The following is an 11,609-nucleotide window of genomic DNA, read 5'->3' as shown; positions in this document are numbered from 1 at the left end:
CGTTACTGCTTCACCCAGGTCGGCCGGAGATCGCGGGTGACGTTCGCCACCAGGGTCCGGACCGCTTCCCCATACGCCTCGTCCTGGTCCCGCACGGCGATGGACGGCCTCCGGCCGGACACGGCGACCCGGCTCACCGTCTCGTCCGTGGTGGCGCTGGAGCGCCACAGCGTGCCTCCGGTGGTAGTAGACAGCAGGCGGACGGTGAGCTCGCCGGTAACCCCCGAGCGGACCGCCACACCCGACCCGTCCAGGTGACCCCTCGACTTGGTTCCCGAGAACTTAAGAGACCCCACGAATACCGCGGGAATGTCCTTCTCGCGCCCGAGCTTCTGGGCGAGCGGCCCGGCGTTGGGGGCCGTCGCCAGCGCCCTGAGCGACGGATCGGCGTTGCCGAGCTCGAGGAGCTCGACACCCGACTGGCTCGACAGCAGGGCTTCGGCGAACCGCTGGGTGGCCAGGGTGCTCATCGCCGAATTGGACTGCTCGTCAGAGAAGGTGATGACCGCGATGCGGCGGTAGGGCGCGAGATTGAGACGCGCAGGGACCTGCGCGTAGTGCGCGGCGCAGCCGGAAAGCGCCAGAAGACTGCAAAGCGCGAGGACACACTGCGTTCCGATAGACCGGCTGGGGCGGTTGCTGGGCATCTCGGCGCACCTGAGGATGGGGACCCCCGGCGAGGGGGCAAGAGGTGCGCCACCCAGAAACGACTCGGTCATTCCAGCGCGTACACCTTCGCTTCCCAGGGGAACAGCGGCTCTCGCCCAACCCGGTGCGCCGCCACCCGGCGGCCCCGAGTGATCTCGCGCCAATGTTTCCCCTGCGGAGTGGCGGGCCAGTTGGCGACCACGTACTCAGCCGCCGGATTATCGGGATCCGTCGTACCCCAGTCCGAAAAGTTCGCCACCACCACGACGGGCGCGTCCAACCCCTCCCGCCCTCGTCTCCACGTCAGGACCCGCTTGCCATCGTTGAAGTCGAGGTGGATGAAGGCGGTGTCGTCGACGGAGAGCGCATCGGAGCTGGTCCGGAACTTCACCAGGCGGGAGACGTACTCGAACACCTGCTGCCGCCAGGGATCCTGGTCCAGCCGCTCGTAGTTGACCGGGTCCAGCTGCTTGTTGTCGTCGGGCGTCCGGCCGTTGGTACTCCCGTGGAAGATGTCGACGTCGTGCTGGTCCGCGAACTCGTCGCCCGCGAGAATCATGGGAATACCGACCGCCGTGAGCAGGCAAACGAATGCCAGCTTGATCTGCTTCTCCTTGAGCGCCACGCCGTTGAGATCCAGGTAGTTGTACAGTCGCTCGTTCCCGGTCCCGCCGACGTCGTGGGATCCGACGTAATTCACGGCCTGCGTGGTGCCGCCGAATCCGAGGTTGCGGCAATCGATCAGCTTGCGCACACTCCACTCGAATGACGGCTCTCCGTCCGCGTTGCGTCCCAGGATCACCTTTCGCAGGATCCTCTTGAAGTCCTCGTTCCAGAGACCGTCCAGGTGCGCCAGCAATGGTTTGGGCACCGCCAGCTCCTCGCCCACCACCAGAAACCGCTCGTCCGCGCCGGAGGCCGGATTGCCTTCGGCTGCCCAGCGCTGGCGCCAGGCAGCTCGCGTCTCCCGTCGGACGTCGCCGGCGAAATCCCAGTTGTTGTAGTTGTTGACGCTGTCCAGCCGCAGCCCGTCGATATGATATCGGGACATCCAGTACAGAAGGTGGGTCAGCATGTGCCGGCGGGCGCGCACCAGGTCCGCCGTCTGGCCGGTCAGCGGGTCGAAGCTCCGCTGCCGGAACGCGTACTTCCAGAGGTCACCTCCGAATCCGTCGCGCCCGTCCTGCTCCGGATCCAGGTGGTCGAATGGGCCGTGCGCCAGGTCGGTGAAGAACACGTGAAAGTCCATGAAGTCCGCGACGCGGTAGGGATCGTGGTTCGCGAAGGCCATCACCGCATCGTAGAAGAAGCGGATCCCGTTTCGATGACACGACCGGATTAGCGCCAGGAAGTCGCTCACTGCCGTCGATGGTCTGGCGGCGTTCGTGGCCGCTGGCGCGGCGGGATCGACAGGCCGCCCCAGGTCGAAATCGGGGGCGAAGTAGTTGCTCGTGGCATAGCCCCAGGACCTCCGGTCCACGAAGGTGTCCGCCGGCGGCAGCAGCTCGAGGGCGTTGGCGCCGAGCTCGATCAGGTGTCGATGCTCCCGTACCCGCCGGATGGCGGCAAAGCGGCCCCCACGAGTTCCGGGCTCGATCAGCGCCTGCACGTCCCGGAAAGTGCCGACGCCGACATTGGTCGCATCCGCCAGGTCCCCCACTTTGGTCCAGGCCGTCGGTACCTCGTAGATGACCAGGCGGTGATTGCTCGGCAGATCGCTCATCGGCACATCGGCGCCGGGGCCGTCATCGAAGAGCAACGGCTCGGTCTCGGCGTCGCTCGGTAGGAGCCTGCCGTTGCGAAAGCGAATCACCCCGGCCGCGGCCTCATCGTCTCCGTTGTTCGCGCGCAGCCGCCAGTCCACGGCCCAGGCGGTCGGGTCCGTGCACAGGAGACTGGCGTTGGAGGTTCGGAACGGCCGGGTGTCCGCGGTCTCGAACCAGTAGTGGTAGACCTGCCCGTCCGTCAGGCCGCAGTCGGCGGCCGCCACCTCCCACACCTCGTCGGCATCCGCGGAGGCGGCGAGCGGAATTTCCTGCCGCTGAGCCAGTGTCGCTGGGGTGCCCGCCGCAAACACGCCGATGACGAGCTTGGGCGGGGACCTGTCCGGACCGGGACGCCAGAAGACGAAGTGGGTCTGTTTCCGTTTCAAGAGCGGTGGGAGCATTGGACTCTCGTCAGAATAGGCCGCTCGTTCTGGACTAACGTAGCATCTCTGGGGGAAGACGGCGGGGGGGGGCCGCGGTAGGTCCACACCCTCCAGCTCCGCGGCCGGTGGCGCCTGGGAAATGGGTCGATTCGTGCCGCGGACTGTCGACGCACGTGGCTGTTGACTTCCGCGACTAGGACTGTAGCGTAGAGGCTCCCCCCTCCCCTCACCATCGAGACCCCATTCGGTGTGGTCCTCTGCGCGCCTGGCCGCGACTGTGCCCCTGTTCTGCTCTGCGCTGGCCGCCTGCGCGGCGCATCCACCCGCCGTTACCGTGCGCTCGCAAGTCCAGGAGGCCCAGCGGCTCGACGCCCGAGCCGGAGCCGCTTACGAGGCAGGCAATTCCGCGGGCTTCCGGCAGGCCAAGGATCTGTGGCTGCAGTCGGCGGAACTTTACAGTGGCGCCGGTCGGGTCGTGAACGAGGCAGCCGCCCACGATAATGCCGGTCGAGCCTACCAGCGCCTGGGCCAGCGCGACTCCGCTCTTGGCCAGTTTGGCGAGGCCATTGCGTTGCGCCGCGATACGGCGGCCACCCGGGAGATCGTGACTCTGCTCACCACCTCGCCCCTGCTCGAACCCAGCCGGAGCGTTCTGCGCGAGGCGAGCTACGTGCGCGACGCCCAAAGTGTGGTTGCCGCTACGCCCGGGGGCGCAGCGCTCGCCGCGGAGGTGACCTCCGCGGCCGACGCGGTCGCCGCTCTCGATGCCCTCTCGGCGGCGAGGAGGGCAACGCTCAAGGTGACCGCCCCACAACCGCTGGAGGTGCTCTACCGCCGCTGGGCCTATCGGAATACCCGGGCTCCGTGGATCCGCGTCACCACCGACACGTCGCTTCTCGTCCCGGCGGTCACCTACCAGATCAAGTACGCCGACCCGGCGACGCAACGGGACACGACCGTTGATTGGCCGTGCGCCGACGGTTGCGTGATCAGGCTTCCGCTGCAGGGTGACCGGCCACCTCCATGACGGACCGAGCACCCCGGAGAGCCCGATGACTGACCCGCCCGCGGATCCCTCAGCCGAGGTCACGCCACCCGAGCATCTCGGGTTCTTCGACTGGATCAAGAGCATCCCGGCGAGCTATGCGTTGCTCGCCGCTGCTATCAGCGCGGCCGTCGGGTTGTTCGCGCCCGAGCGCCTGCTCCCCGAGCCACTGGTCCCTTTCCGCTTCCTCGCCAGCCTGATCGTGGTCGTCGCCTTCGTGCTGACCTGGGCCTGGCGAACCGCGCTCCGTCGTCACCTCCGGATGGTCGCGACCGTCACAGCGGTTCTCCTCCTGGTGCTCGGGACCCTCAACGTGCTCTTCGTACGGCAAGTCTCCTATCAGAACCCGGCGGAGGAGCGCTACGTGCTCGTGGGGCTCACCGTGGCCGACGAGGATCTCCGTGGCATGTCCGATCAGGACGTGGTCCGCCAGGTAGGCTCCGAGCTGTCGGCCCTGCGGGGAGCTTACGGGCCCCACCTCGTCCTGGTGGTGCTGGCCTACGCCCTGTGTTACCTGCTGCTGATCCAGAGCGTGATCCTCTCGCTCGGGGGAAGCGAGCTGGCCCAGCCCCGTCGGCGGCACACGGCCGCATCCTCGCCCCGCTCCCGAAAGGGGCGCCAGCGGGCGCCGCCGCCCCCCACCTAGCCTACTCAAGAGGAGGATGCCATGGGGCCGCCGTCCGTCATCCGCAGTCTCGCGGTCGCGCTGTTTACCACCATGCTTGCCGGGGGATGCACCGACAGTACGTCCACTCGCGAGCCCGGTGATTTCGGCGACACCGGCGCGCTGCTGAATGGCGGCTTCAACGACACCGGCGTCGAGGGCTTTGCCGGGCAGGCCGTCCCCACCAACTGGAGATACCTCTTCGGCCAGGCCAATTTTGGCGACTCGAGCAGGCTGTTCTGCTTCACGACGGGGCAATGCGGGGTGGCCGGGGTCACGGATCGATTCGGGGACATCGCCTCCGCGAGCGATTCGTTCGGCTTCGTCACGACCTCGAATTTTCTGGAGGATATGGACTTCGACGACTCCGTCGACTCCGTCGTCGTCATCCGGAGCGGGATCGCGAGCGATACCTTCGACATTCCAGGCAGCGATTCCCTGGAGGCGGCCCGCATCACGTTCGATTATGCCTTCCTCACCTCCCGCAACTCGCCAGCGACCCACCAGGACTCGGCGCTCGTCCGTGTCGTGGCGGAGGGCGACACGCTCCCTCTCCTCAAAGTCACCACGTCGGACCTCCAGCCCGGCGGAACACTGAGCCCGCTTCCGGGTGGATGCGGCCAGGATTCCATGACGACCGTGACGACCACCTATTCTCTCTGCACCGGTTGGCTTGCCGAGACAGTCAGCGTCTCTCCCCTCCGAGGCAAGCGCGCCTCGCTCGAGATCGTCGTTGACGAGGTGGGAGGCGACACCGATCAGGCGACGGCCTTGCTGTTCAACAACGTGAAATTGGAGGGAGCTCCGGCGCGATGATGCGCGCCCCCCACAGGGGCATGGTGGTCCCGCTGCTGCTCCTGGCCGTCGGCTCTCCGGCGGCGATCCGGATGAATCCGGTCGCTGCGTCGGGCGCCGGGGCCGAGCCTCCGTGCGAGGAGCGGGAGACCGGGCTGAGTCGGGGATCCGAGCAAGACCAGGAGCGCGCCGTCGCGCGACTGCTGGAGGCCGCAGCCTGCTACGGCCGTGCCCACAACAGTGCCAGGCAGGCCAGGATGCTGGCCACCGCAGCCGTGCTCGAGACCGGACTCGGCCGGGGCGAGTCCGCGCTCGACCATGGCCGTACGGCTCTGGCGCTGCTCGCGGATCGGCCCGACTCTCCGGCCCACGCCGTGGTGCTCACCGCCGTCGGCCAGGCAGAGCAGTATTTGGGACGTACCGACTCGGCCCTGGCCCGCTATCGCGCCGCGCTTCCGGTGGCCCACCGGGGGCGACTCCGCCCGCTCGAAGGCATACTCCTGAATAACCTGGGCACCGCATTTCATCAGCTGGGCTGGATCGACTCCGCCACCGTGTACCTCGATCAGGCTCTCGCTCTCGAGCGTGGTGAGCAGGACAAATTCGGCGAAGCGGTCACCCTCAACAACCTCGGCCGGGTGAACCAGACCCTCGCCCGCCCGGATTCGGCACTCGCCCTCCTCCATGTGGCCCTCGCCCTTCGTCGGCAGGTTGGCGACCGCGCGGGCGAGGGGGCGACGCTCAACAACATCGCGTACTCGTTCGACCTGCTGGGGCGTCCCGATTCCTCCCTGACCTATCTCCGCCGATCGCTTGCCACCTCACTCGCCGCCGGACAGCGTTCCTTCGCGGCCCTGACCCTCATCAACATGGGAAGGGTGCAATCGGAGTCGGGCCGGCTGGACTCGGCCCTCCTGGCGGTTCGGCAGGGGCTGGCCATCAAGCGGGAGGTGGGGGATCTGACCGGACAGAGCTGGGGCCTCGACGATCTGGGCCAGGTCCAGCTGGCCCTCGGGCAGTCGGATAGCGCGGTCGCCAACTACCGCGCGGCACTCGCTCTGCTCCACCGAACCGGCGACGGCGCGCGCGCGGGGCAGACCCTCTTCCACCTCGCCAGCGCCTTTCACCGCCGCAAGGTGGGACGGGACCTCCGGGTGGCAACGTCGTACTACGACTCGGCGTCGGCTTTGCGCGGTGAGACAAGTCGCCGATCGGGCGGAGATGCGGACCGGCTCAGCTTCGCCGAGCAGGACGTCGGGCTCTACGAGGAATGGGCGCTGGCGTGGCTGGCCCGGGGCGACGAGGTCGGTGCACCCGCGTCAGCGTGGGCGGCGCTGGCCGCGGCCGAGAAGGGCCGGGCCCGCGCCCTCCTCGATCTGATGCGCGGTGCCGCGGCGCGGGAGCCGGAGCTTCCAGCCGGCCGAGATCTCGCTTCCGAAGGCCGCGGCTGGGGCACGACGATCGAACGCAGCGGGGCGGCAGCGGCCCTGGTCTATCTCGTCACCCGCGATACACTCGTTCTCTGGGTCGTACGCCCGCCGGGCGAGGTGTCGGTCCTGCGGGTGCCGGTGTCGCGAGACACGCTCGCGGCCCGCGTGCGGGATGCCCGTGCGGCTCTCGCGCCGGATGATCGTTGTGAGCGGGCGCCGACGCCGAGCGCTGCAGCGGGCCGGGATGCAGTTCGTGCCCTGTCCGAGCTCCTGTTGCCACCCGCCGCGCGTGCCCTTCTGCCCCCGGCAGGTGAGCTGTTGGTGCTACCTCATGGGCCCCTCAACCTGGTTCCGTTCGCCGCCCTACCGCTCGGCGCATCTGACGATGCTTTGGGGCTGCGATATGCCCTTCGTTACGCGCCCTCCCTGTCGACGTTGCGGGAAGCTGACGCTCTCCCTGGCCTCGACACTGGGGTGGCCCGGGTGGCGGCGCTCCGCCGCGCGCTCGTAGTGGGAAATCCTCGTATGCCCAAGGTGCGCTTCTGTGATGTCGAGTTCACGCCGTCTCCGCTCCCGGGGGCAGAGCGGTCGAGCCGGGACGTCGCCGCGCAGCTCGGGGCCGAGGTACTCATCGGCGGGGATGCCACCGAGCGCGCCGTCCGAAGCCGCATCGCGCAGGCACCGGTGGTGCATCTGGAGACACACGGCTTCGCCTACGAGACCGACGCGCTGGCGCGAGCGTCGTTCGTGGCCCTGGCGCCCGGCCCGGAGGCCAAGCCCGCCCCGGCGGACGACGGCCTGCTCACCGTGGGCGAAGTGCTGGACCAGCTTCCCACACTCTCCGCCGACCTGATCGTGCTCAGCGCCTGCCAGACGGGGCTCGGCAATCTGAAGGAGGCGGAAGGCACGGTGGGCCTGCAACGCGCTTTCCTCGCCAAGCACGCCCGGAGCGTTCTAGTGAGTCTCTGGAACGTGCCCGACGAGGCCACAGCTTTGCTGATGGAGTCCTTCTACCGCCAGTGGCTGGCCGAGCCCCAGGCTGGCAAGGCTGAGGCGCTCCGGCGTGCCCAGGCGCAGGTACGGCGGCACAGGGAGTTCGCTGAGCCCCGCTACTGGGCGGCATTCCAGCTGGCAGGAGCGAGATAGCCAGGCGTCAGGTCGTCGCCCCCGCCAACTGCCGGACCGCGCCAGCGAGCGTCCGCACCTTCGCGGCATCCCCCGCCCCGCCCGACTCTCCGTCCAGCTCCGTGGCCACCTTGGTCAACGCGTCCTGCCGCGCCGTGCCCGAGGCCTTCTCGGCGTCGGCCAGCGCCGACCGCGTGGCGGCGATCCGGCCCGCATCCAGCCCCTTCGACCGCTCCAGCTGGTCCAGGTACGCCCGCGCCAGCGCAAAGGTGGCGGGCCAGACGATCCGGGGCTGTCCCTGCACGTTCAGGTAGTCGAAGTGCACCGACTTGGCGGCGTCGATCTCGTTCTGTGAGAGGAACGCGCTGGGCGTCAGGTCGAAGATGTCGAGACCGCGGGCGATCTCGGAGGTGACGATGACCCCGTTGTACCAGTAGGCGGACCAGTATCCGGCCCCGACCATCCTGGTGGAGTCCATCGGCCCGCGGTCGAAGAAGGCGATCTCCTTGGGATGCGCGGCATCAGTCCAGTCGAACACCGAGATGCCGCCCTGATACCACGCCTGCACCATCACGTCCCGGCCCGGAATCGGGATCAGCGACCCGTTGTGGGCCACGCAGTTCTCCTCCGGGGTCTGCGGCGCCGGGAGCTTGTAATAGCTCTGGAAGTGCAGCTTCCGATCGACGATGGTGAAGATTGCGTCCGCGCCCCACTCGCGCTTATCGGTGGCGCGACACTTGGCTTGGCCGCCGCCACCCCACTCGTCGGAGAACAGCGCCTTGGTCCCGTCGTTGTTGAGCGTGGCCGAATGCCAGTAGGAGAAGTTGGAGTCGGCCACGGCATCGATGCGCTTCGGATGGACCGGATCGCTGATGTCGAGCAGCAGCCCGTAGCCCTCGCAGGCGCCACCGGCCAGGCCGATCGCCGGATAGACCGTGATGTCATGGCACTGGGTCGGGCCGGGAGGCGGGCCGTTCTCCGCCTTGGGCTCGGGGCCCATCATCGCCGCGATGATGTGGGGGAGCGCCTCGCGCAGCGTGGCGCTGTCGGCCGCGGTCGGCGCGCCGGTGCCCTTCCGGGCCGCGACGATGCTGTCGAGCATCGGGCCGGTGTACTGGTCCGACAGGACCCTGTCTTCACCGTGCATCGTCACGATGAACCCGCCGTGAGCGCGCGCGTCGGCGAGCTCCTTCACCTTGGCGATGCTGTCCTCCGGCGTGTCGCCGTGCTTGGGGGGCGCCACGAGGTTCTCGAAGATCCGCGGGGAATTGACGATGGCCGCCTGCTCCGGATGGGCCACCGGTACCTTGATGACCTCGATGCGGAATAGTGCCGAGCTGGTATCGCTTTCCGGCATCGCATTGGAGCAGCCGGGGAGCTCGCTCGGCGACCGCACGCTGGCCGAGCCCGAGATGTAGACGTAGACGTTCTCGCTATCCTTGGGATCGACCACCACCGTATGAGTATGCGAACCCCGGCAGGTCTGCACGTTACCGACGTTCTTGGGGTTGGCGAGATCGCTGATGTCGAAGATGCGAAGGCCGCGCAGCCGCTCCTTGCTCACCGTGTCCGGCACGCCCTCGGCCCCGCAGTCGAGCCGCGCGGAGAGGCCTTCCCCCGACACGAAGAGCAGGTTCTTGTAGACCGAGACGTCGCTCTGCGACGCGGGGCAGACGTACGCCGTCTCCAGCGAGGGCTTGCTGGGGTTGGCGATGTCCCAGACCTGATACCCATTGTAGCTGCCCTGGATGGCGTAGTGGCCGGTGAAGGAGAGGTCGGAATTGGTCTCGCCCGCGAACTTGGGCGAGGGAGGATTCTTGGAGTCCACCTTCAGGTTCCACACCGCCTCGCCGGCATCCATGACTCCGGCGTGGAGCCCCACGCGCGGGTCGGGGTTCGGCGCCGCCGCGGACGACGACATGCTGGAGCTGGAGGTCGAATGGGCGCATGCCGTCGCCATCAGGAGCCCGGCGGCAAGTGACAGGGAAAGCATCGGGGCGGCGAAGCGCATTGCGATGTCCTTTGGGGGAGCAGAGGGAATCATGAGGAGTGTCAGCCGGGCGGAAGAACCGCGAGCATCTTCTCCATTCGGGCAATCTCTGTGGTCTGATCGACGTTGACGTCAGAGGCGAACTTGAACACCGTCTCATCCTGGCCGGCGCCGTAGGTCCCGAACAGGTCCTTGACCATGGACACGGCGCCGCGATGGTGTTGGATCATGAACCTGAGAAACCGGCGGTCGAACTCGCTGCCCTTGGCCTGGTCGAGCTGTTTCATCTGATCCGGGGTGAGCATTCCCGGCATCAACATCTGCTCGCCACCCGCCATCGTCATCCCCATCCCAGTGTCCGTCACTTGCGGCACGGGCTTCTGGCGGTCGCCCAGCCACCGCTGCATCGTCGCGATCTCGTCCTGCTGGGCGTTGATGATCCGCTCGGCCAGGATGCGCACTGACGAGCTGGCACCGTGAGTGGGCGCCCAGCCCGACATCACGATCGCCTGGGCATGATGGCCGATCATGTGAGACATGAACCGAACGTCCGCCTCGGTGTAGGGATGACGGACGCTGTCGGCCCTCGCCCTGGCCATGGCCGCCAGGTCGCTTTGCCGGCGGGCGGCTGACTCATGGGCCGGCGCGGGAGCCGGCGCCGGGGCTCCTCCGGATGCACTGCTGCATGCCGTTCCGAGGGCGGCGGACACTAGAGCGGCCACCCAGGTCGTATGTGTCGCTGTCATATGCTCTAGCGGTCGATGTAAGCCATCATGTCGTCGGTGTATCGCGGACCGGCCACTCCCGCCGGAGGGAGCGCCGCATTCAGTCGCGCCAGCTCGGCGAGGCCCAGCCGAAGGTCCGCCGCAGCCATGTTCTCCTCCAGGAAGCGCCGGCGCTTGGTGCCGGGGATCGGAACCAGGTCCTCGCCCTGATGCAGCACCCAGGCGAGCGCCACCTGGCCGGGCGTGGCACCGAGCCCGGCGGCCACCTCGCCAACCACGGCGGCCGCGCGCATGTTGGCGTCGAAGTTGGCGCCCTGGAAGCGCGGGTCGCGCCGGCGGTAATCGCCCTCGGCGTATTCCTCCGCCCGGCGCGCCGTGCCGGTCAGGAAGCCGCGACCCAGCGGGCTGAACGGCACCAGCCCGATGCCGAGCTCCCGGAGGAGCGGAAGTATGGCGGCTTCCAGATTGCGCTCCCAGAGAGAGTATTCGCTCTGCAGCGCGGAGATCGGGTGCACCGCGTGCGCCCGTCGGATGGTCCGGGCGCCTGCCTCGCTCAACCCGAGGTAACGCGCCTTTCCCTCCCGCACCAGGTCGCCCATGGTCCCCACCACATCCTCGATCGGCACCTGCGGGTCGACCCGGTGCTGGTACAGCAGGTCGATGTGGTCGGTGCGGAGCCGGCGGAGTGAGCCCTCCACGGCCTCACGGATGTGTGCCGGCCGGCTGTCCAACCCGCCGCGCTTCTTGGAGCCGATCTCCCAACCGAACTTGGTCGCGATGATGGCGCGGTCGCGCCGCCCCTCCAGGGCCTGGCCGAGCAACGTTTCATTACTGTACGGGCCGTACACCTCGGCGGTGTCAAAGAGGGTCACGCCAAGCTCGAGGGCGCGGTGAATCGTGGCGACCGACTCCTGATCGTCTGGGGTGCCATAGGACTGGCTCATCCCCATGCAGCCGAGGCCCATGGCGGAGACCGAGAGACCCTGGGTGCCCAGCGCCCGCGTCGTCAACATGCGCCAAACGATAAGGAGGGACGGA

9 protein-coding genes are annotated in these 11,609 nt (G+C 68.1%); 4 read left to right on the top strand and 5 right to left on the bottom strand.

Features of this window, described 5'->3' with window-relative positions; genetic code table 11:
* Nucleotides 1-2: 2 nt before the first annotated feature.
* On the bottom strand, nt 3-647 hold the full coding sequence (locus tag VHR41_07635; GenBank protein HEX3234054.1) for a hypothetical protein: 645 nt from the start codon (nt 645-647) through the stop codon (nt 3-5).
* A gap of 68 nt (nt 648-715) precedes the next feature.
* Entirely contained in the window at nt 716-2,815 is a 2,100-nt protein-coding gene (locus VHR41_07630) for an alpha-amylase family glycosyl hydrolase (GenBank protein HEX3234053.1), read from the bottom strand.
* Between the two features lie 229 nt (nt 2,816-3,044).
* Here VHR41_07630 and VHR41_07625 point away from each other — a divergent pair, with 229 nt between their 5' ends.
* Genes VHR41_07625 through VHR41_07610 form a run of 4 tightly spaced genes read left to right on the top strand, consistent with a single transcriptional unit; the run spans nt 3,045 to nt 7,877 of the window.
* Nucleotides 3,045-3,824: a hypothetical protein gene (locus VHR41_07625; GenBank protein HEX3234052.1), complete on the top strand. Its 780-nt coding sequence runs from the start codon at nt 3,045-3,047 to the stop codon at nt 3,822-3,824.
* A 25-nt stretch (nt 3,825-3,849) separates the two neighbouring features.
* On the top strand, nt 3,850-4,488 hold the full coding sequence (locus tag VHR41_07620) for a hypothetical protein (protein ID HEX3234051.1): 639 nt from the start codon (nt 3,850-3,852) through the stop codon (nt 4,486-4,488).
* Between the two features lie 21 nt (nt 4,489-4,509).
* Nucleotides 4,510-5,322 (top strand): hypothetical protein, encoded by an 813-nt coding sequence (locus VHR41_07615; protein HEX3234050.1) that lies wholly within the window; start codon nt 4,510-4,512, stop codon nt 5,320-5,322.
* Entirely contained in the window at nt 5,319-7,877 is a 2,559-nt protein-coding gene (locus VHR41_07610; GenBank protein HEX3234049.1) for a CHAT domain-containing tetratricopeptide repeat protein, read from the top strand. Before VHR41_07615 ends, VHR41_07610 begins: the two co-directional genes overlap by 4 nt.
* Nucleotides 7,878-7,884: 7 nt before the next feature.
* On the opposite strand, the gene VHR41_07605 is transcribed toward VHR41_07610, so the two are convergent.
* From VHR41_07605 to VHR41_07595, 3 genes are all read right to left on the bottom strand, one after another.
* Nucleotides 7,885-9,867, bottom strand: coding sequence for a hypothetical protein (locus VHR41_07605; GenBank protein ID HEX3234048.1), 1,983 nt, complete (start codon nt 9,865-9,867; stop codon nt 7,885-7,887).
* 41 nt (nt 9,868-9,908) lie between these two features.
* Complete coding sequence (locus tag VHR41_07600; protein HEX3234047.1) at nt 9,909-10,445, bottom strand: DUF305 domain-containing protein; 537 nt, start codon at nt 10,443-10,445, stop codon at nt 9,909-9,911.
* Between the two features lie 152 nt (nt 10,446-10,597).
* On the bottom strand, nt 10,598-11,584 hold the full coding sequence (locus VHR41_07595; GenBank protein HEX3234046.1) for an aldo/keto reductase: 987 nt from the start codon (nt 11,582-11,584) through the stop codon (nt 10,598-10,600).
* Nucleotides 11,585-11,609: the final 25 nt, after the last annotated feature.

The organism is Gemmatimonadales bacterium, assembly GCA_036265815.1.
Lineage (GTDB): Bacteria > Gemmatimonadota > Gemmatimonadetes > Gemmatimonadales > GWC2-71-9 > CAVVWJ01.
Note: the sequence above shows the minus strand (reverse complement) of the source record. Positions and strands in the feature narration are given on the sequence as shown.

What these genes read in the sequence shown, in the direction of transcription:
- VHR41_07615 (HEX3234050.1), top strand. Translation starts at nt 4,510, where the DNA reads ATGGGGCCGCCGTCCGTCATCCGCAGTCTCGCGGTCGCGCTGTTTACC.
- VHR41_07595 (HEX3234046.1), bottom strand. Translation starts at nt 11,584, where the DNA reads ATGTTGACGACGCGGGCGCTGGGCACCCAGGGTCTCTCGGTCTCCGCC.
- VHR41_07610 (HEX3234049.1), top strand. Translation starts at nt 5,319, where the DNA reads ATGATGCGCGCCCCCCACAGGGGCATGGTGGTCCCGCTGCTGCTCCTG.
- VHR41_07605 (HEX3234048.1), bottom strand. Translation starts at nt 9,867, where the DNA reads ATGCGCTTCGCCGCCCCGATGCTTTCCCTGTCACTTGCCGCCGGGCTC.
- VHR41_07620 (HEX3234051.1), top strand. Translation starts at nt 3,850, where the DNA reads ATGACTGACCCGCCCGCGGATCCCTCAGCCGAGGTCACGCCACCCGAG.
- VHR41_07600 (HEX3234047.1), bottom strand. Translation starts at nt 10,445, where the DNA reads ATGGCCAGGGCGAGGGCCGACAGCGTCCGTCATCCCTACACCGAGGCG.
- VHR41_07635 (HEX3234054.1), bottom strand. Translation starts at nt 647, where the DNA reads ATGCCCAGCAACCGCCCCAGCCGGTCTATCGGAACGCAGTGTGTCCTC.
- VHR41_07630 (HEX3234053.1), bottom strand. Translation starts at nt 2,815, where the DNA reads ATGCTCCCACCGCTCTTGAAACGGAAACAGACCCACTTCGTCTTCTGG.